This is a genomic window from Streptomyces sp. NPDC044044 (genome assembly GCF_056434405.1).
In genome coordinates this window covers 858,301-878,766 of record NZ_JBWKFG010000004.1, presented here as the reverse complement: position 1 = coordinate 878,766, position 20,466 = coordinate 858,301, and the positions used below count along the sequence as shown (strand labels likewise).

The 20,466-nt window shown below is 70.6% G+C and carries 15 protein-coding genes and 1 rRNA gene; 9 read left to right on the top strand and 7 right to left on the bottom strand.

The genetic code is table 11. The annotated features are described in order from the left end of the window. Positions 1–164: 164 nt before the first annotated feature. Positions 165–281: ribosomal RNA gene (gene rrf / locus AC07AG_RS19530) — 5S ribosomal RNA — on the top strand. Between the two features lie 88 nt (positions 282–369). Here rrf and AC07AG_RS19525 read toward each other — a convergent pair. From AC07AG_RS19525 to AC07AG_RS19505, 5 genes are all read right to left on the bottom strand, one after another. Continuing rightward, the gene (locus AC07AG_RS19525) at positions 370–1,680 is read right to left on the bottom strand and encodes a DUF58 domain-containing protein (RefSeq protein ID WP_478756278.1); all 1,311 of its coding nucleotides are present in this window, start codon (positions 1,678–1,680) and stop codon (positions 370–372) included. After that, a complete protein-coding gene (locus AC07AG_RS19520; RefSeq protein WP_478756277.1) occupies positions 1,680–2,672 on the bottom strand; it encodes an AAA family ATPase in 993 nt (330 codons plus the stop codon). Before AC07AG_RS19520 ends, AC07AG_RS19525 begins: the two co-directional genes overlap by 1 nt. Then, entirely contained in the window at positions 2,669–3,778 is a 1,110-nt protein-coding gene (locus tag AC07AG_RS19515; RefSeq protein ID WP_478756276.1) for a DUF4350 domain-containing protein, read from the bottom strand. The genes AC07AG_RS19520 and AC07AG_RS19515 overlap by 4 nt, the downstream gene beginning before the upstream one ends. 401 nt (positions 3,779–4,179) lie before the next feature. Continuing rightward, positions 4,180–4,878: a DUF4129 domain-containing protein gene (locus AC07AG_RS19510; RefSeq protein ID WP_478756275.1), complete on the bottom strand. Its 699-nt coding sequence runs from the start codon at positions 4,876–4,878 to the stop codon at positions 4,180–4,182. Between the two features lie 4 nt (positions 4,879–4,882). After that, a complete protein-coding gene (locus AC07AG_RS19505; RefSeq protein ID WP_478756274.1) occupies positions 4,883–6,190 on the bottom strand; it encodes a DUF7847 domain-containing protein in 1,308 nt (435 codons plus the stop codon). 140 nt (positions 6,191–6,330) lie between these two features. Between AC07AG_RS19505 and mtnA the strand changes: the two genes are divergently transcribed. From mtnA to AC07AG_RS19470, 7 genes are all read left to right on the top strand, one after another. Further along, entirely contained in the window at positions 6,331–7,512 is a 1,182-nt protein-coding gene (gene mtnA, locus AC07AG_RS19500; RefSeq protein WP_478756273.1) for an S-methyl-5-thioribose-1-phosphate isomerase, read from the top strand. A gap of 404 nt (positions 7,513–7,916) precedes the next feature. Continuing rightward, positions 7,917–8,606 carry a two-component system response regulator MtrA gene (gene mtrA, locus AC07AG_RS19495; RefSeq protein ID WP_202121190.1) on the top strand — a complete coding sequence of 230 codons (690 nt, stop codon included), beginning with the start codon at positions 7,917–7,919 and terminating at the stop codon, positions 8,604–8,606. A 1-nt stretch (position 8,607) separates the two neighbouring features. Next, positions 8,608–10,746 (top strand): MtrAB system histidine kinase MtrB, encoded by a 2,139-nt coding sequence (gene mtrB / locus AC07AG_RS19490; protein ID WP_478756272.1) that lies wholly within the window; start codon positions 8,608–8,610, stop codon positions 10,744–10,746. Continuing rightward, a complete protein-coding gene (locus AC07AG_RS19485) occupies positions 10,736–12,583 on the top strand; it encodes an LpqB family beta-propeller domain-containing protein (protein ID WP_478756271.1) in 1,848 nt (615 codons plus the stop codon). Before mtrB ends, AC07AG_RS19485 begins: the two co-directional genes overlap by 11 nt. Before the next feature lie 136 nt (positions 12,584–12,719). Next, positions 12,720–13,487, top strand: a complete 768-nt coding sequence (locus AC07AG_RS19480; RefSeq protein ID WP_478756270.1) for a ComF family protein — start codon at positions 12,720–12,722, stop codon at positions 13,485–13,487. 315 nt (positions 13,488–13,802) lie between these two features. Beyond that, the gene (gene hpf, locus AC07AG_RS19475; RefSeq protein ID WP_478756269.1) at positions 13,803–14,495 is read left to right on the top strand and encodes a ribosome hibernation-promoting factor, HPF/YfiA family; all 693 of its coding nucleotides are present in this window, start codon (positions 13,803–13,805) and stop codon (positions 14,493–14,495) included. Positions 14,496–14,691: 196 nt separating this feature from the next. After that, the gene (locus AC07AG_RS19470) at positions 14,692–15,435 is read left to right on the top strand and encodes a response regulator transcription factor (RefSeq protein WP_361047432.1); all 744 of its coding nucleotides are present in this window, start codon (positions 14,692–14,694) and stop codon (positions 15,433–15,435) included. Positions 15,436–15,457: 22 nt separating this feature from the next. Here the strand turns inward: AC07AG_RS19470 and AC07AG_RS19465 are convergent, their stop codons facing one another. Together AC07AG_RS19465 and AC07AG_RS19460 are read right to left on the bottom strand one after the other, a co-directional pair. Then, positions 15,458–16,648, bottom strand: a complete 1,191-nt coding sequence (locus tag AC07AG_RS19465) for a winged helix-turn-helix domain-containing protein (protein ID WP_478756268.1) — start codon at positions 16,646–16,648, stop codon at positions 15,458–15,460. Positions 16,649–16,759: 111 nt separating this feature from the next. Then, positions 16,760–17,341, bottom strand: coding sequence for a GNAT family N-acetyltransferase (locus AC07AG_RS19460; protein ID WP_478756267.1), 582 nt, complete (start codon positions 17,339–17,341; stop codon positions 16,760–16,762). Positions 17,342–17,564: 223 nt separating this feature from the next. Between AC07AG_RS19460 and secA the strand changes: the two genes are divergently transcribed. Continuing rightward, entirely contained in the window at positions 17,565–20,405 is a 2,841-nt protein-coding gene (secA, locus tag AC07AG_RS19455) for a preprotein translocase subunit SecA (protein WP_478756266.1), read from the top strand. Positions 20,406–20,466: the final 61 nt, after the last annotated feature.

The window sequence follows — 20,466 nt, the reverse complement described above, 5'->3', positions numbered from 1 at the left end:
GTTGATAGGCCAGATCTGGAAGCCCGGCAACGGGTGGAGGTGACTGGTACTAATAGGCCGAGGGCTTGTCCTCAGTTGCTCGCGTCCACTGTGTTGGTTCTGAAACCACGAACAACCCCGTATGTCGGGCCACGACTACGGTGCGGTTGACAGTTTCATAGTGTTTCGGTGGTCATAGCGTGAGGGAAACGCCCGGTTACATTCCGAACCCGGAAGCTAAGCCTCACAGCGCCGATGGTACTGCAGGGGGGACCCTGTGGGAGAGTAGGACGCCGCCGAACTATTATTAACGGGAAACCCCCGCACCCTCTGGGTGCGGGGGTTTTCTGCGTTCACCGCATATAGGCCCTTCAAGGGCCTATTTCTGTTTCAGAGGCGGCCGGCCGCCTTCAAGGACAGGTATGCGTCTGCCAAGGCGGGGGCCAGGTCGGTGGGGGTCGCGTCCACGACTGTGACGCCATGACGGATGAGTTGTTCTGCCGTGCGATGGCGTTCCGCGTGGGCCTGGGCAGCGGCTGCCGCGTCGTACACGGCCTCCGTTGTTCCGCGGGCCTTGGCCATCTGCTCTATGTGGGGGTCGGCCACTGATGCCAGCAGGACCGTGTGGCGCTGGGTGAGTCGGGAGAGTACGGGGAGCAGGCCCTCTTCGATGGGGGCTGCGTCGAGGCTGGTGAGCAGCACGATCAGCGAGCTGCGCCTCGCTGTGCGGAGGGCCGTTGAGGTCAGTCCTCTGGCGTCCGTTTCGACGAGTTCCGGTTCGAGTGTGGCCAGGGCGTTGACCACGGAGGGGAGTACCTCGCCTGCCGCCTTGCCCTGGACCAGGGCGCGTACCCGGCGGTCGTATGCGAGGAGGTCCACCCGGTCGCCCGCTCGGGAGGCCAGGGCCGCGAGGAGCAGGGCCGCGTCCATCGAGGCGTCGAGGCGCGGGGCGTCGCCGACGCGGCCCGCCGAGGTGCGGCCGGTGTCGAGGACCAGGAGGATGTGGCGGTCGCGTTCCGGGCGCCAGGTGCGGATGGCGACGGTGGACTGGCGGGCGGTGGCGCGCCAGTCGATGGAGCGGGTGTCGTCGCCGGGGACGTAGTCGCGGAGGCTGTCGAACTCTGTGCCCTGGCCGCGGGTCAGGACGCTGGTGCGGCCGTCGAGTTCGCGCAGGCGGGCCAGCTTGGACGGGAGGTGCTTGCGGCTGGTGAAGGGGGGCAGGACCCGGAGCGTCCACGGGACCTTGTGGCTGCCCTGGCGGGTGAGGAGGCCCAGGGGGCCGTACGAGCGGATGGTGACGCGGTCCGCCCTGTGGTCGCCGCGGCGGGTGGGGCGCAGGCGGGTGGTGAGGCGACGGCGTTCGCCGGGAGGGATCGTCAACCGGTTGCGGGATGCCTCGACTTCGGTGCCGGGCTGCCAGCTGCTGGGGGGCCAGGCGTCGCGGAGCTGGGCGCGCAGGGGGCGGCCGGAGGGGTTGGTGACGGTCAGCTCGACGTCGGCGGATTCCCCGAGGCGTACGGAGGTGTCGCCTGCGCGGGTCAGGCCGAGGCGGCGTACGGGGGCGGCCAGGGCGAAGTCGCAGGCGCAGGCCAGGGCCAGCGGGGCGTTCACGGCGAGGATGCCTGTCCAGCTGGGGTCCCAGATGCCCACGGGGAGGCTGCCCAGGGCCGCCAGGAGGGCTGTGCGGCCGGTGAGGGCCATCAGCGGGGGACCGGGACGTGGGCGAGGATCGCGTTGATGACGGAGTCGGCCGTCACGCCCTCCATCTCGGCCTCCGGGCGGAGTTGCACGCGGTGGCGGAGGGTGGGCAGGGCGAGGGCCTTCACGTCGTCGGGGATGACATAGTCGCGGCCCGTCAGCCAGGCCCAGGCGCGGGCCGTCGAGAGGAGCGCCGTGGCGCCTCGGGGGGAGGCGCCGAGTGTGAAGGACGGGGATTCGCGCGTGGCGCGGCAGATGTCGACCACGTAGGCGGTGATCTCGGGGGAGATCGACGTCTTGGCGACCGCTGCGCGGGCTGCTTCCAGGTCGGCGGGGCCTGCCACGGGGCGGATGCCGGCGGCGTGGAGGTCGCGGGGGTTGAAGCCTTGCGCGTGCCGGGTGAGGACGTCGATCTCGTCCTGGCGGGAGGGGAGGGGGACGGTGAGCTTGAGGAGGAAACGGTCCAGCTGGGCTTCGGGGAGCGGGTACGTGCCTTCGTACTCGACCGGGTTCTGGGTCGCTGCGACGAGGAAGGGCTCGGGGAGCGGGCGGGGGGTGCCGTCGACCGTGACCTGGCGCTCCTCCATCGCTTCGAGGAGGGAGGACTGGGTCTTGGGAGGGGTGCGGTTGATCTCGTCGGCGAGGAGGAGGTTGGTGAAGACCGGGCCCGGCTGGAAGGAGAACTCGGTGGTGCGGGCGTCGTAGATGAGGGAGCCCGTGACATCGCTCGGCATCAGGTCCGGGGTGAACTGGACGCGCTTGGTGTCGAGTTCGAGGGATGCGGCGAGGGCGCGGACGAGGAGAGTCTTCGCCACTCCGGGTACGCCTTCGAGCAGGACGTGACCGCGGCAGAGCAGGGCCACGACGAGGCCTGTCACCGCGGGGTCCTGGCCGACCACGGCCTTGGAGATCTCGGTGCGCAGGGACTCCAGGGAGGAGCGGGCGCTACCGGAGCTTCCGGAGTTCTCGGCGTTGTCAGTGGTCGGGTCCATCATGAAGTACGTACCTCTTTTTCGAGGGCGTCGAGTTGGTCGGCGAGGTTGATGAGGGCTGCGTCGTTGCCGGGCGGCGGGCCGAAGAGGAGGGGGTGCAGGTCCTGGCCCGGGGTGCGGAGCCTGGCGGTCAGGGCGGGGAGCAGGGTCTCGGGCGCGTGCGCCTGGCCGGGGGATACGCCGATGAGGGGGGCGATGCGGGTGCGGGTGGTCGAGCGGAGGGCGGCGGCCGCGCGGTCGCGGGCGTTCGCCTTGCGGTAGAGGCGGGCTCGGCCTTCGACGGTTTCCGAGGCGCGGATGGCCACGGGGAGGCGTTCGGGGACCAGCGGGCCGAGGCGGCGGGCGCGCCACAGGGCGGCGAGTGCGGCGGCGATGGTGAGTTGGAGGGTGGCCCAGAGCCAGCCGTCGGGGATCAGGTCGAAGAAGTCGCGGTCGGCGGAGTCGTCGGACGCCGCGTCGTCGGCGGGTGAGGGGAGGTACCAGACCAAGTGGGGGCGGGAGCCGAGGAGTTGCAGGGCCAGTGAGGCGTTGCCCTGCTCGTCGACGCGGTCGTTGAAGAGGATGTCGGGGGCGCCGAGCACGACGGTGTCGCCGGCTCCGTCGGCCGCCGGGAGGTGCAGGAGGCTGGGCAGACCGTCGCTGAGGTAGCAGGACTCGGCGTCCGGGGCGAGGGTGTCGTAGCGGAGGCCGCCCACGTCGGCGGAGCCTGCGCGCTGGGCGGCGGGCAGGGAGCAGCGAGGGGAGAGCGTCGAGTCGATGCTGGGGGTGGCATCCGCGGTGACCCCTGGTGCGAGGGTGCTGATCGACGGGGTTCCGGGGGCGAGGAGGACGGTGCGGCCTCGGGAGTCCTCGGTGGCCGTGCGGAGGCGTGACTGCTGGCGCTCGGTGAGCCGGTCGGGGGAGGCCACCAGGAGCGTGGTGTCCGGGCCTGCCGCGGACCTGGCCTCTTCGGAGGTGGTGACCACGCGGGTGGATACGCCGCGGTCGGCGAGGAGTTCGGCTACCGCACGGCTGCCGTAAGGGTCGGCCGAGCGGGGGTCGAGGCGGCCGTGCTGGGCACTGGAGCGGACGGTCGCGATGGCGATGGCGGCTGCCAGGAGTACGACCACGGCGAGGAGGATGCCGCGGGTTCGGGTCCAGAGTTGGCGGGGGGTGGGGGCGGAGGAAGTGGGGGCGGGGGCGAGAGTGAGGGCGGGGTTGTCGGCGTTGGCATTGGCGCTGGCGCTGGTTGGGGTGTCTGGGGTGCCGGTGCCGGTGCTCGTCGAGCCTCCGGAGTTGCCGGGGCTGCTTGGGCCGCCGGTGTTGGCTTCTGGTGTTGTTCCGCTCTCGGTTCCGGATCCGGCCCCGGAACCGAGAGTGGCCCCGGCCCCGGCTTCGGGCTTGGGTCCGGCCTCGGTCCTGGCTTCGGGCTCGGCTTCGGTCCCGATCCCGGTCCCGGGGCTCGTTCCGCTGGCTTCCCCTGGTGCGTTGTCAGCCTTGGGGGAGGTGTCCGTGGGGTCCTGGGGGGCCGTCAATTGGGGGCTCCCTCTTGGGTGCTGAGGGTTGGCCTTGTTTGGGTCAGGGCCTTGTCCAGGGTGGTCAGGCGGCGGTACGTCGGTTCTGTGGCTGTGCGGCCGCCGTACGTGATGGCGTCGAACGACTGGGCTGCCGCGTGGAGTTCCGTGGCGTGTGCCGGGAGGGTGGCGGAGGCCTCCGCGGCTGCTTCGTCCGCGGTGCGGCCGGGGCGGGGGTCCAGGAGGGCGCGTTCCTCCAGGGAGCGGACCAGCGCCCGCATGCGCTCCTGGACGGCTTGGTTCCAGTGGCCCTGGGCGGCGTGTGCCTCGGCGGCGGCGCGGTGTTCCGCGGCGGTGCGCGGGCGGTCGTCGAAGAGGGCGGGGGACGACGTGGGAGCGCGGTGCGGGGTCCCGAGGCGCCACCACAGGGCCGCCATGACGGCGACCACTGCGATGACGATGACCAGGAGGCCAAGGGCGCCGCCCGGGGTTGCCCCCGAGGCGGCGGTGAACAGGTCGTCGACCCATTCCCAGAAGCGGTTCAGGGCGCGCTGCAGGAGGCTCGGGTCGTTCTCGTGGTACGCGGGGTCGGACAGCTCGCGCTCGGCCGCCTCCCTTGCGGGGTCGCGCGGGATCGTCACCGGTGGGTCGTCGTCGCCGGTGCGCGTCAGGAGCGGTGCGAGCGCCCTTGTTCCGTGCAGTACTGCCCCCGTCACCGCATCAGCTCCCGGGGGTTCCGGGGGCGTTGGAGCCGTTGTCGCCCTGGAGGCCCGCGGCGCGCGCGAGTTCGAGGTCGAGCGCCTCGCGGCGGATCCGCTGGTCGATGTAGAGGAGGACCGTGACGCCGGCGGTGATCGGGAACGTCAGCATCGAACCGATGACCGAGCCGACGCCGCTGACGATCAGGAAGGTCCAGCCGAGATCGCCGGTGCCGCTGTCGAGGAAGCCGGTGACGCCGTCGCCGCTCAGCGCGCCCGCGATGAGGGTGAAGGGGATGACGATGATCGACGCCACTACGTTGGCGATGATCGCGGCGAGCAGCTGGATGCCGAACACCCGCCACCAGGAGCCGCGGACCAGCTTCACCGAGCGGGTCAGCGACTTCTTCACGCCCTGCTTCTCCAGCATCAGGGCGGGCGAGGCGAGCGAGAAGCGGACGAGCAGCCAGGTGGCGACGACCAGGGCGGCGAACCCGCCGAGCACGGCGAGGCTGATGCCCGCGTCGGACGCCCCGGCCACCGCGATCAGCACACCGGGCAAGGAACCCGCGGCGACGACCGCCATGCCGATGAGCGGGAGCAGCAGCGTCAGGCCGATCAGTCTCGGCAGCTGTGGCTTGGCGTCCTGCCAGGCCTCCGCCGTGGTGACCGACTTACCGAGGACCGCGCGACTGGTGACCATCGTGAGCAGGGCGGTGGCGACGATCGTGCCGAGCAGGGTGATCAGCAGGATCACGCCGGAGTTCAGCAGGGTGTCGCCCAGGGCGCGGGTCAGTTCGCCGACGGTCGCGCTCGGGTCGTCGAGGACGTCCGTGGTCTCGCTGTCGTCGAGGACGAGCCCCTGCAGCAGGATGACGACGATCTCCGTGAACACGGCCACGGCAAGGGAGATGCCGAGCACCGTGCGCCAGTACGTACGCATCGTGGAGACCGCGCCGTCCAGGATCTCGCCGACGCCGAGCGGCCGCAGCGGGATGACGCCGGGCTTGGCGGCGGGCGGCGGGCCCTGCCATGCGCCCCAGCCCGGGTAGCCGCCGGGACCGCCAGGTCCACCGGGGCCGGGGCCGCCCGGACGTCCGCCGCCCCAGCCACCGCCGGGCGGAGGCGCGGGGGGAGGCGGGGTCTGGCCGGGCGTCGGCGGGCTGGGGGCGGACCACTGGGCGGGCGGCGGCTGCTCCTTGGACCACTTCGAGCCCGGACCGTTCGGCTGGTCCGAGGGCTCGGCGGGCTCGGCAGGTCCGGTCGTGCCGGAGTCCTGTCCGTCGGAGGGGGCAGATCCGGGCGAAGCCCAGCCCGGAGTGTCGTTCATCGTCGCTCCTTCACGGTGCCCGTCCGCGGTCGCGGCGGCCGGTTGGCAGCCATCGTGCCACGGCACACCCTTGCGGTGACCGGGCAGCGTATGGGCTGCACACCTTCAATTGTCCGTCAGGTACGGGGCAGACTGGACGGATGGCTGATCAGTACGCGCAATCCGGCGAGGACGCACGGCCGACCGAGACCCCGATGAGCTCAGCGCACCCAGTGGACGTGAAGACCCCGGCGATCCCCGTGATCCGCTGGGCCGAGCCACCGGAGGGCCCCGTACTGGTCCTCCTCGACCAGACCAGGCTGCCCGGCGAGGAGACCGAGCTGGTGTGCACGGACGCGCCCGCCCTGGTGCAGGCGATCCGCACGCTGGCCGTCCGCGGGGCGCCGCTCCTTGGCATCGCCGGGGCGTACGGCGTCGCGCTGGCCGCCGTACGCGGCTTCGACGTGGACGAGGCCGCGGGCGCGATCGCGGGGGCCAGGCCCACCGCGGTCAATCTCGGGTACGGCGTCCGCAGGGCCCTGACGGCCTACCGCTCGGCCGTCGCGGGCGGGGCCGGCCAGGAGCTCGCGGGCGCCGCGGCGCTCGATGCCGCGCGGGCGCTGCACCGGGAGGACGCCGAGGCGAGCGCCAGGATGGCGGTGAACGGTCTGGCACTGCTCGACGAGATGCTGCCCGGCGGCTGGCACCGGATCCTCACGCACTGCAACACGGGGGCGCTGGTCTCCGGCGGTGAGGGCACGGCGTTCGCGGTGGCCCTCGCCGCGCACCGGAAGGGGCGGCTGCGCAGGCTGTGGGTGGACGAGACGCGCCCCCTGCTGCAGGGTTCGCGGCTGACCGCGTACGAGGCGGCGCGGGCCGGAATGGCGTACACCTTGCTCACGGACAACGCGGCGGGGTCGCTGTTCGCGGCGGGGGAGGTGGATGCCGTACTGATCGGCGCCGACCGCATCGCGGCCGACGGTTCGGTGGCCAACAAGGTGGGGAGCTATCCGCTCGCGGTGCTCGCCCGCTACCACCACGTTCCGTTCATCGTGGTGGCTCCGGTCACGACCGTGGACCCGGACACCCCGGACGGAGCGGCCATCGAGGTGGAGCAGCGGGGGAGTCATGAAGTGACGGAGGTCACGGCGTCCTATGGGCCGATGTCCGGCTTTGAGTCGGGAGGCGGGATCGCGGTGGCCCCTCTGGGGACCCAGGCGTACAACCCCGCGTTCGACGTGACGCCACCGGAGCTGGTGACGGCGATCGTCACCGAGCAGGGTGTCGTGTCGCCCGTGACGGCGGCGGGCCTGGAGGAGCTGAGGTCGGCTCCACAGCTCTAGGCGCTCCGGGCAGTCGTCCCCGGCGGCTCCTGCGCGAAGCCGCCGGGCCGGGCGCGATGTACGGTGCGGCGAGCGCAGGGGGAGCGGTGCGGAGCGATGCGGGACTGGGATGACGGCACCGAGTACCGCGACGCGGTCGGCTGTGGGGCCGACTCATGATCGTGATTGCTCTCGCCTGTATGGCGGTAGTCATCGGTCTGGCGTCGTCGGGCTGTCCGGCGTCTTCGGGGTGACGGAAATGCCGTCGGTCCTATCGGACTGACGCCCGCCGCCGCGCCCGCCCCGACCTTCGTGGCCGATATCGACGGTGGCGGGCGACGGCAGACAGTAGTGACCTCGTACGACTATCGTCACAGGCCAGTGACCTACCTCACCAGCGCCCCGGTCACAGTTACGAGAATGGGATGATGTCAGGCATGAAGGGACGAGTCCTTGTCGTCGACGACGACACCGCACTGGCCGAGATGCTCGGGATTGTGCTGCGTGGAGAAGGTTTTGAGCCGTCGTTCGTAGCTGATGGCGACAAGGCGCTGGCCGCTTTCAGGGAGGCAAAGCCGGATCTTGTACTGCTGGATTTGATGTTGCCGGGCCGCGACGGCATCGAGGTGTGCCGCCTGATCAGGGCGGAGTCCGGGGTGCCGATCGTCATGCTCACGGCGAAGAGCGACACCGTGGACGTCGTGGTCGGCCTTGAGTCCGGCGCCGACGACTACATCGTGAAGCCCTTCAAGCCGAAGGAGCTCGTCGCCCGCATCAGGGCGCGGCTGCGGAGGTCCGAGGAGCCCGCGCCGGAGCAGCTGACCATCGGTGACCTGGTCATCGACGTGGCGGGGCACTCCGTGAAGCGCGAGGGGCAGTCGATCGCGCTGACGCCGCTGGAGTTCGACCTCCTGGTCGCGCTGGCCCGCAAGCCGTGGCAGGTGTTCACGCGTGAGGTGCTCCTCGAGCAGGTCTGGGGCTACCGCCACGCGGCCGACACCCGTCTGGTGAACGTGCACGTCCAGCGGCTGCGCTCGAAGGTCGAGAGGGACCCCGAGCGTCCGGAGATCGTGGTGACCGTCCGTGGTGTCGGTTACAAGGCAGGACCGAGCTGACGTGACCCGGGACAGTTCCCCCGTACCGCCCGGGGCTCCGGGCGGCCGTTCGGGGCGGACTGGAGGGGCCAAGGCCAAGGGACCGGCGCGGCGTGGCTCCACGTTCGGGCGGCTCCTCGACGGCGGTCTGCTGCTGCAGGACGGGGTGCAGGGCAGCCCTGTCCTGAGGCTCTTCGTGCGCTGGGTGCGGCGTCCGCTGCTGCCCGCGCTGCGGCTGTGGCGGCGCAACATCCAGCTGAAGGTCGTCGTCACGACGCTGCTCATGTCGCTCGGGGTCGTGCTGATGCTCGGCTTCGCCGTCATGAGCTCCGTGAACAACGGCCTGCTCAAGGCCAAGGTCAAGGCCTCGCAGAGCCAGGCCGACGGTGGATTCAGGGCCGCTCAGGACGAGGCGAACTCGGCCCGGCCGCGCTCCGGGCAGGACAGCGGCGGCACGTCCGGCGGCGGAGCCACACCGCCCACCGCCGTGTGGATGTCCGACCTGGTGGAGCAGCTCTCCAGTGGCGGCCAGAGCGCGTTCAACGTGGTGACGCTGAGCCCGACGTCCACGTCCGACGGCGCCAGCGTGCGCGGGCCGCGTGCCTCCGGGGGCGTCGACCCGATCCAGAGCGTGCCCGAGGCGCTGCGCAGCAGCGTCGACAAGGGCACCAGGGCGTATCAGAGCAATACGCGGATCGTCTTCAACGACGGCCGCGACGCACAGCCGGGCCTGGTCATCGGCAAGCGCCTGAACGACCTGAACGGCAACCCCTACCAGCTCTACTACCTCTTCCCGCTGACCCAGGAGGAGGAGTCCCTCGGCGTCGTCAGGACGACGCTCGCCACCGCGGGCCTGTTCGTCGTGGTGCTCCTCGGTGCCATCGCCTGGCTGGTGGTGCGCCAGGTCGTCACGCCGGTGCGGATGGCCGCGGGCATCGCCGAGCGGCTGTCCGCCGGGCGCCTTCAGGAACGTATGAAGGTCACCGGAGAGGACGACATCGCGCGGCTCGGCGAGGCCTTCAACAAGATGGCGCAGAACCTCCAGCTGAAGATCCAGCAGCTCGAGGAGCTCTCGCGAATGCAGCGGCGCTTCGTCTCGGACGTCTCGCACGAGCTGCGTACGCCGCTGACGACCGTGCGGATGGCGGCCGATGTCATCCATGACGCGCGCGTGGACTTCGATCCGGTGACGGCGCGGTCGGCCGAGCTGCTCGCCGATCAGCTGGACCGGTTCGAGACGCTGCTCGCGGACCTCCTCGAGATCAGCCGGTTCGACGCGGGCGCGGCGGCCCTGGAGGCCGAGCCGATAGACCTGCGTGAGGTCGTACGACGGGTCGTGGGCGGCGCCGAGCCGCTCGCGGACCGCAAGGGGACCCACATCCGGATCATCGGGGACCAGCAGCCCGTGGTCGCCGAGGCCGACGCGCGCCGTGTGGAGCGGGTCCTTCGCAACCTCGTGGTCAACGCCGTGGAGCACGGCGAGGGCCAGGACGTCGTGGTGCGGCTCGCGGTGGCGGGCGGCGCGGTGGCGGTCGCGGTGCGGGACTACGGAGTGGGGCTCAAGCCCGGCGAGGCGACCCGGGTGTTCAGCCGCTTCTGGCGGGCCGACCCGGCACGCGCGCGTACCACCGGTGGTACGGGCCTCGGGCTCTCCATCGCACTCGAGGACGCGCGGCTGCACGGCGGCTGGCTGCAGGCGTGGGGCGAGCCGGGCGGCGGTTCGCAGTTCCGTCTGACGCTGCCGCGCACGGCGGACGAGCCGCTGCGGGGCTCGCCGATACCGCTGGAGCCCGACGACTCGCGGCGCCACCGCGGCCTGAACGACGCGGGCCTTCCGCTCGGCGGCGGGAACAAGCTCGCCACGGTGCCGGTGCAGCCGTCGGCGGCGGAGCGGGTGCCGCCGCCCGTCCCGCCGAGGGCGCCGGTGGCGCCGCGGCTCGCGCAGTCGGGCGCGACGGCGGACCCGACGGCGTTGCCGGGAAGCGGTGCGCGCGTCGTGCCGCGGCGGCCGATGGACGACGACATGCCGCGCGGCGGGGAGCCCGAGGGGCCCGCGTCCGGGGCGGACCGGAGCACCGGTGAGCCGGCGAAGGAAGCGGACCGAGTGAGCGACACGGAAGCTGATCCCGCCAGGGAAGGGGAGGCCTCTCGTGGGCGCTGACCACGATCGCCGCGCGCACCGGCGCGCACTGCGGGCCGGTCTGCTGTTCGGCTCCTGCGGGGTGCTGCTCGCGGGCTGTGCCTCGATGCCCGACAGCGGCAATCTGAAGGCGGTCGACGCCTCCCAGCGCCCGGACTCGCAGTCCCAGGTCCGTGTCTACGCGATGCCGCCGGGTGAGGACGCGGGTCCTCTTGAGATAGTCCAGGGCTTCCTTGAGGCGCTGACCAGCGACGACCCGGACTTCGCGATGGCGCGCAAGTATCTGACCAAGGAAGCCTCCAAGGGCTGGGACCCGGATGTGCAGACCACGGTGCTCGAGAACGGGCCGAGCGCGGGGTCGGGCAGTGTCGAGGACGGCGGTGACACCGGCCGTTCGTTCCCGCTGACCGGGCGCACGGTCGCCACGGTCGACAAGGAGCACGCGTACCAGCTCGACAACGCCGCCTACAACCAGGTCGTCCACCTCTCCCAGCAGGACGGACCCAACGGCAAGGAGTGGCGGATCGACCGGGTGCCGCCGGGGGTCGTGCTCGGGCAGTCCGACTTCCAGCGGATCTACTGGTCCGTCAACAAGTACTACTTCGCGACGCGTTCGACCGGTGCGGCCGGTGGCGGCCAGGAAGGGCTCGTCGCCGACCCCGTCTACATACGTCAGCGAATAGACCCCGTGACGGAGTCCGTCAAGGCGCTGCTCGACGGGCCGACCACCTGGCTCAAGCAGGTGGTGGGCACGCGCTTCCCGACCGATACGCGGCTCAAGGCGGGCACCAGGACGCTGGCGCCCGACGACCAGGGCAAGCTGACGGTGCCGCTGAACGCGAAGGCCGATCCCATAGGCCAGGAGCGGTGCACCGAGATGGCCGCCCAGATGCTCTTCACGCTCCAGGACCTGACGTCGTCCGGCGTCCAGGAGGTGGAGCTGCAGCGCCGCAACGGCTCGCAGCTGTGCGTCCTGAGCAAGGAACGCGCCGAGTCCGTCGTCGCGCGCCGCACCGCCGATCACCCCGACTACCAGTACCTCATCGACGCCAAGCGGCGCCTGGTGCAGATGCCGGCCGCCCGCAAGGACGATCCGGTGCCGGTGCGGGGGAAGCTGGGCAGTGGCGAGCAGCCGCTGCGGTCCGCCGCCGTGTCGCGGGACGAGGAGCGGGCGGCCGGGGTGTCGCTCGACGGGCGCTCGCTGTACATGGGGTCGCTGGTCTCCGACGGCCCGCTCGGCAAACCCGAGGTGCGCAGCAAGGCCAAGTCGGAGGAGGACGGTCTCTCCACGCCCAGTTGGGACGGCCGCGGCGACCTCTGGGTGGCCGACCGCGACCCGAAGCGGCCGCGCCTGCTCTGGCTTGAGCAGGGCGCGGGAGAGCCGCTGCCGGTCAAGATCGCGAACCTCGACGGACGGATCGAGGCGGTGCGGGTGTCGGCCGACGGCGTACGGATCGCGCTCCTCGTGAAGAAGGACGGCAAGACGTCCCTGCAGATCGGCCGCGTCGAGCGGACGGGCGCCAAGGGTGAGCAGCCGGTCATCTCGGTGGACGGACTGCGCCGGGCGGCACCGCAGATGGAGGAGGTCACCGCCATGTCGTGGGCGGGTGGCAGCCGTCTCGTGGTGGTCGGGCGCGAGTCCGGCGGTGTGCAGCAGATGCGGTACGTCCAGTGCGACGGCTCGGTCCCCGCGGGCGCGACGCTTCCCGGCCTCACCGGCGTGAAGGAGATCGCGGCGTCCGAGGACGAGCGGCAGCCGCTGGTGGCGCACTCGGACGACGGGATCGTACGGCTGCCGACGGGTGCGCAGTGGCAGACGGTGGTCAAGGAGGGGGCGGCGCCGGTCTATCCGGGGTGACGCCTTCCGAAGGGCGGGACAGCCCTTCCCGAGCAACAGCTTTCCCGCGCCGTGGAGTTGTATCAGCAGGCGGTTGTCCACAGGCGGTTGTCCACAGGGGTGGCAGGGCCGTGCGCGCCTTGGCACAGTGGTGGGCATGCCGGGGTGGTGGCGGGACCTCACCGATCTGGTGCTGCCGGCCGAGTGCGGAGGCTGCGGCAGCCCTCGTACGGCGCTCTGCGCGCGGTGCCGCGACGCCCTGTGCGGGGTCGCGCCGTGCCGGGTGAGCCCCGATCCCCGGCCGGCCGGACTGCCGGTGGTGCATGCGGCGGCGCCCTACGCAGACGCGGTGCGGGCGCTGCTGCTCGCGCACAAGGAGCGGGGCGCTCTGGGGCTCGCGGGGCCGCTGGGCGCGGGACTCGCCGGGGCCGTGCGTGCGGGGCTGAGGGGCCCCGGAGCGGGGGATGGTGACGCTCCGGTACTGCTCGTGCCCGTGCCGTCGGCTCGCGCGGCCGTGCGGTCGCGTGGGCACGATCCGATGCGGCGGATCGCGCTGGCCGCCGCGGGTGAGCTGCGGCGGGGCGGGACGCGGGCCCGGGTGCTCTGCGTGCTGCGTCAGCGGCGTGCCGTGGCCGACCAGGCGGGGCTCAACTCCCGGCAGCGGCAGGCGAATCTGCGGGGCGCCCTGGAGGTGACGGCGGGTGGCGGGCGGCTCCTCGCCGACGGTGGCCGGGTCGTGGTCGTGGACGACCTGATGACCACGGGCGCGTCGTTGGCGGAGGCGGCCCGCGCAATACGTGACGTACACACGGAAAGTAAAGGGCGGGCCGCGGTGGTAACAGCCCGTGAAATGCCGTGCGAGAACGCGATCATCGCAGCTGTTGTCGCCTCCTCGCCGGATTCTTTCGGAATAAACCGGAACTGACTGGGAAGTTGCATCGTTGCAGGTAGTGAGAGTGCCAATACACCTGAATGGAGGTATGCGGCGGTAGAGGGTGACGACATCCGTCCGGGCGAGATATGTTCGGTTGTGAGGAATGGCGGACGCCGTCCCTCGCATATCGGAATGCCGGCCGCTGGGTTTTCTGCAATCACCCGGGCCGGTCGGGGTGGAGATCTTGTTCGCGGGGGAGGAGGAGGTGGAAGTCACCGAGTCCGAGGCTCCGGGAGTCACCGGGGCCTGGTGCAAAAGGGAGATGCTCCGCCGCCGAAGCGGGGCGATCCGGGAACGGAGTTCTGCGTGGACATCGTCGTCAAGGGCCGCAAGACCGAAGTAACAGAGCGGTTCCGCAAGCACGTGGCCGAGAAGCTGAATCTGGAGAAGATCCAGAAGCTCGACGGCAAGGTGATCAGCCTGGACGTCGAGGTGTCCAAGGAGGCCAACCCGCGTCAGGCCGACCGTTCCGACCGCGTGGAGATCACACTCCGCGGGCGTGGACCCGTGATCCGCGCGGAGGCCTCGGCAACCGATCCGTACGGTGCGCTGGACCTGGCCACGGCAAAGCTGGACGCACGACTGCGCAAGCAGCACGAGAAGCGCCACAACCGGCGCGGCAACGGCAGGCTCTCCGCCGCCGAGGTTGCCGAGCGGGTGCCGGACGCGGCGACTCTCAACGGAGACGGCACCGTCGCACGTGAGGAAGAGCCGGACGGCGTGCCCGTCAAGAGGATCGGCTCGCTGGAGATCCAGGGCGAAGGCCCGCTCGTGGTCCGCGAGAAGACCCACGTGGCGGCGCCGATGTCGCTCGACCAGGCGCTCTACGAGATGGAACTCGTCGGGCACGACTTCTACTTGTTCGTCGACTCGGAGTCGAAGGAACCCAGTGTCGTCTACCGCCGGCACGCCTACGACTACGGAGTCATCCGTCTGAACACCGACCCCATGGTCGCGCGGGCCGAGTCCGCCGGCGGGGGCGGTGCGCTCGGCGGCTGACCACGGTCGGCCGAGGGCTGAGTTGGTGCCCCTGGAGCGCGTTTGCGCCCCCAGGGGCATCATCATGCGACCCCTGCGCGCACCGCGCGGCCGTCCGGGCATGAAATCATGGGCGGAGCCGGCCAACCGGCGTGCTGTTGCCTCGGGTTGGCGGCAGCCAACGCACAACGGGCCATGGCCTTCAGGGGGAGGAACGATGGCGGACAGCTTCGGACCGATGCGGCACCAGGATGCCGACCAGGGCATCGGCATCGGCACGGACGCGGGCGCACCGCGCAAGGAGCCCATCAGGGTCCTTGTGGTGGACGACCACGCGCTCTTCCGCCGGGGCCTGGAGATCGTCCTCGCCGCCGAGGAGGACATCCAGGTCGTCGGTGAGGCGGGCGACGGCGCCGAGGCGGTGGACAAGGCCGCTGACCTGCTGCCGGACATCATCCTGATGGACGTGCGCATGCCCAAGCGCGGCGGTATCGAGGCGTGCACCTCCATCAAGGAAGTCGCGCCGAGCGCCAAGATCATCATGCTGACGATCAGCGACGAGGAGGCCGACCTCTACGACGCGATCAAGGCGGGCGCCACGGGCTATCTCCTCAAGGAGATCTCCACGGACGAGGTGGCCACGGCGATCCGCGCGGTCGCCGACGGGCAGTCGCAGATCAGCCCGTCCATGGCGTCGAAACTGCTCACCGAGTTCAAGTCGATGATCCAGCGCACCGACGAGCGCAGGCTGGTGCCCGCGCCGCGCCTGACCGAGCGCGAGCTGGAAGTCCTGAAGCTGGTGGCCACGGGGATGAACAACCGCGACATCGCGAAGGAATTGTTCATCTCCGAGAACACCGTGAAGAACCACGTGCGCAACATCCTGGAGAAGCTGCAGCTGCACTCCAGGATGGAAGCGGTCGTCTACGCGATGCGGGAGAAGATCCTCGAGATCAGGTGAGGGCGGCGGTCAGTGACGACGGTCAGGTGAGAGCGCGGACCAGCTCGGCGGTCAGCTCGGGGCGGTTCACCCGCTCCACCCGTACGGAGTCGCAGTTCACCCAGGACGCCGCCTCACGCAGCGCCTGAGCGACCGCGGGCACGGACTTGGGGCTGTCCAGCGACACCTGCTTGGCGACCAGCGTGCTGCCCTCGCGGGCGGGGTCCACGCGGCCGACCAGGTGGCCCCCGGCAAGGACCGGCATCGCGAAGTACCCGTGGATCCGCTTCGGCTTGGGGACGTACGCCTCAAGGCGGTGGGTGAAGCCGAAGATCCGCTCCGTGCGGGCCCGCTCCCAGATCAGGGAGTCGAAGGGCGAGAGGAGCGTCGTGCGGTGGCGGCCGCGCGGGGCCGTCTCCAGGGCCGCCGGGTCGGCCCAGGCGGGCTTGTCCCAGCCCTCCACCGTCACCGGCACCAGGCCCGAGTCCGCGACCACCGCGTCGAACTGCTCGCCCTTGAGGCGGTGATAGTCCGCGATGTCCGCGCGCGTGCCGACGCCCAGCGACTGTCCCGCGAGACGGACCAGGCGGCGCAGGCACTCCGCGTCGTCCAGGTCGTCATGGAGCAGCGTGTCCGGGATGGCGCGCTCCGCGAGGTCGTACACCCGCTTCCAGCTGCGGCGCTCGGTGCAGACCACCTCGCCGTACATCAGCGCGCGCTCGACGGCGACCTTCGCGTCCGACCAGTCCCACCACTCGCCCTTGTTCTTCGCGCCGCCCAACTCCGTCGCCGTGAGCGGGCCTTCGGCGGTGAGCTGCTTGATGACCGTGTCGTACGCCCCGTCCGGCAGGTCGTGGTGCCAGTGCGGGCGGGTGCGATACGCGCGGCGGCGGAAGGCGAAGTGCGGCCACTCCTCGATGGGCAGGATGCACGCGGCGTGCGACCAGTACTCGAAGGCGTGCGGCCGGGCCGGGCCCGCGCCCGCCGACGCCCCGTCCCAGTACGCCGCCTCGATCCTGTCGCGGCCGACCGCGCCGAGACGGGCGTACGGAATGAGCTCGTGGGAGCGGGCCAGGACCGAGATCGTGTCCAGCTGGACCGCGCCGAGATGTCGCAGCACGCCCCGCACACCGGACCTGCGGTCCGGGGCGCCCATGAAGCCCTGGGCGCGGAGCGCGATGCGGCGGGCCTCGTCGGCGGAGAGGGCGGTGGCGGGGCTCGGCAGGCTCGTCATGCCGGAAACGATAGGCGGCGGCACTGACAACGCCTGCGGCCTGCCGGAACGCGTCGGTGGCCGGGGCGGGCCTCGGTCTCGGGCCTCAATTCCGGGCCTTGGTCCAGGGCGTCAGTCCCGGGCGTCCCTGGCCGGCAGGTACGGCTGGCTCGACGACAGGCCGAGGTCGCTGGGGAGCAGGGCGCCCACCCAGCAGTCACGGAGCGTGGACTTGTTCAGGAGGGCGCCGCGGAGGGTGCCCTCGACGGTGAAGCCCGTCTTCTCCACCACCGCGCGCGATCCCGCGTTGCCGACCTCGGCGCGCCACTCCAGGCGGGTGCAGCCCAGGTCGGTGAAGGCCCACCTGGCCAGGGCGAGGACGATCTCCGTCATGTAGCCGCTGCCCCGGTGCTCCTTCGCCGTCCAGAAGCCGACCTCCCAGGCGCCCGAGCGCGGGTGGTGCAGGCTGGCGGCTGCGATCAGCGGGCCGCCGCCCCGGGGACGTACGGCAAAGGTGTACTCCGTGTCGTAGCGCCAGCCGTCCGGCACCATGCGCGTGATGAAACCCTCCGCGTCCGAGCGCGCGTACGGCGAGGGGATCGTGGTCCAGCGCTGGATGTCGGGGTCCTGGCAGGCCGCGTACGTCTCGTCGGTGTCGGCGGGCGTGAAGGTGCGCAGGCTCAGGCGTTCGGTGGTGAGGGTGACGGGCTCCATCCGGTGATTCTGCGGGGGCGAGGGACCCGAGGCCAGTGCTTTTGGCTGACCTTTCACCCGCATTTCGCCGAGCGCTGATCGGCACAACCCGGCACCTTCCAGGCCCCCCGTCCGTTGACGTATCGGCAGACCTCCCGGCGCGGCCCGCTCCTCGCTTACGATGGCCGTTGCCCTATGAGTAAACCGACCATGCCAGGCCCGACCGGCAAGGAGACCAACCCCCGTGTCCGTCCTCTCGAAGATCATGCGTGCAGGCGAAGGCAAGATCCTGCGCAAGCTGCACCGCATCGCGGACCAGGTCAACTCCATCGAAGAGGACTTTGTCAGCCTCTCCGACGCCGAGCTGCGCGCGCTGACCGAGGAGTACAAGGAGCGTTACGCCGACGGCGAGACCCTTGACGACCTCCTCCCCGAAGCCTTTGCCACGGTGCGTGAGGCCGCCAAGCGCGTCCTCGGCCAGCGGCACTACGACGTCCAGATGATGGGCGGCGCCGCGCTGCACCTCGGATATGTGGCCGAGATGAAGACCGGTGAGGGCAAGACGCTCGTCGGTACCCTCCCCGCGTACCTCAACGCCCTGTCGGGCAAGGGCGTGCACCTGATCACGGTCAACGACTATCTCGCCGAGCGCGACTCCGAGATGATGGGCCGCGTCCACAAGTTCCTGGGTCTGTCCGTCGGCTGCATCATCGCCAACATGACGCCGGCCCAGCGCCGCGAGCAGTACGCCAGCGACATCACGTACGGCACGAACAACGAGTTCGGCTTCGACTACCTGCGCGACAACATGGCGTGGGCGAAGGACGAACTGGTCCAGCGCGGCCACAACTTCGCGATCGTCGACGAGGTCGACTCGATCCTGGTGGACGAGGCCCGTACGCCGCTGATCATCTCCGGCCCCGCCGACCAGGCCACCAAGTGGTACGGCGACTTCGCCAAGTTGGTCACCCGCCTCACCAAGGGCGAGGCCGGCAACACCCTCAAGGGCATCGAGGAGACCGGCGACTACGAGGTCGACGAGAAGAAGCGCACCGTCGCCATCCACGAGTCCGGCGTCGCCAAGGTCGAGGACTGGCTGGGCATCGACAACCTGTACGAGTCGGTGAACACCCCGCTCGTGGGTTATCTGAACAACGCCATCAAGGCCAAGGAACTCTTCAAGAAGGACAAGGACTACGTCGTCATCGACGGCGAAGTCATGATCGTCGACGAGCACACCGGCCGTATCCTCGCCGGCCGCCGCTACAACGAGGGCATGCACCAGGCGATCGAGGCGAAGGAAGGGGTGGACATCAAGGACGAGAACCAGACCTTGGCCACGATCACCCTGCAGAACTTCTTCCGCCTCTACAAGCGCCACGACCACGACGGCAAGGAAACCCCCGGCCTCTGCGGCATGACCGGTACGGCCATGACCGAGGCCGCCGAGTTCCACCAGATCTACAAGCTGGGCGTCGTGCCGATCCCGACGAACCGGCCCATGGTCCGCGCCGACCAGTCGGACCTGATCTACCGCACCGAGGTCGCGAAGTTCGCCGCCGTCGTCGACGACATCGCCGAGAAGCACGAGCAGGGCCAGCCGATCCTGGTCGGCACGACCTCCGTGGAGAAGTCGGAGTACCTCTCCCAGCAGCTCTCCAAGCGGGGCGTCCAGCACGAGGTGCTCAACGCCAAGCAGCACGACCGTGAGGCGCCGATCATCGCCCAGGCCGGTCGCAAGGGCGCCGTCACCGTCGCCACGAACATGGCCGGACGAGGCACGGACATCAAGCTCGGCGGCAACCCCGACGACCTCGCCGAGGCGGAGCTGCGCCAGCGCGGTCTCGACCCCGTCGAGCACGTCGAGGAGTGGGCCGCCGCGCTGCCCGCCGCTCTGGAGAAGGCCGAGCGGTCCGTGAAGGCGGAGTTCGAGGAGGTCAAGAGCCTGGGTGGGCTCTACGTCCTCGGCACCGAGCGCCACGAGTCGCGCCGCATCGACAACCAGCTGCGCGGTCGTTCCGGCCGTCAGGGCGACCCCGGCGAGTCCCGCTTCTACCTCTCGCTCGGCGACGACCTGATGCGGCTCTTCAAGGCGCAGATGGTCGAGCGCGTGATGGCCATGGCGAACGTCCCGGACGACGTGCCGATCGAGAACAAGATGGTGACGCGCGCGATCGCGTCCGCCCAGTCCCAGGTCGAGCAGCAGAACTTCGAGACGCGCAAGAACGTCCTGAAGTACGACGAGGTCCTCAACCGCCAGCGCGAGGTCATCTACGGCGAGCGTCGCCGCGTCCTGGAGGGCGAGAACCTCCAGGAGCAGGTCACGCACTTCATGGACGACACGATCGACGCGTACATCTCGGCGGAGACCGCCGAGGGCTTCGCCGAGGAGTGGGACCTGGACCGGCTGTGGGGCGCCTTCAAGCAGCTCTACCCGGTGAAGGTCACCATCGACGAGCTGGAGGAGGACGCGGGTGACCGCGCGGGTCTGACCGCCGAGTTCATCTCCGAGTCCATCAAGGACGACATCCACCAGCAGTACGAGACGCGTGAGGAGCAGCTCGGCTCCGAGATCATGCGTGAGCTCGAGCGGCGCGTGGTTCTCTCGGTGCTCGACCGCAAGTGGCGTGAGCACCTCTACGAGATGGACTATCTCCAGGAGGGCATCGGCCTCCGTGCCATGGCGCAGAAGGACCCGCTGGTCGAGTACCAGCGCGAGGGCTTCGACATGTTCAACGCCATGATGGACGGCATCAAGGAAGAGTCCGTCGGCTACCTGTTCAACCTGGAGGTCCAGGTCGAGCAGCAGGTCGAGGAGGTTCCGGTGTCGGACGCGGCCGAGGGCAGCACGTCGCTGGACAAGAAGGACGCGGTTCCGGCCGGCGGCCGTCCCGAGATCCGCGCCAAGGGGCTCGACGCCCCGCAGCGGCCCGACCGTCTCCACTTCCAGGCGCCGAACGCCGAGGGCGGGGTCGACGAGGGGGACTTCGAGACCGAGGACGCGGGTGTGCGGTCCGAGTCGGACGGGATGACTCGGGCTGAGCGGCGTAAGGCCCAGAAGGGTGGGCGGCGCCGCAAGAAGTAGTGGCGTGACGCTTTAAGCAGTGCTGTGGAGGGCCGGGCGCCGTGAGGTGTCCCGGCCCTCT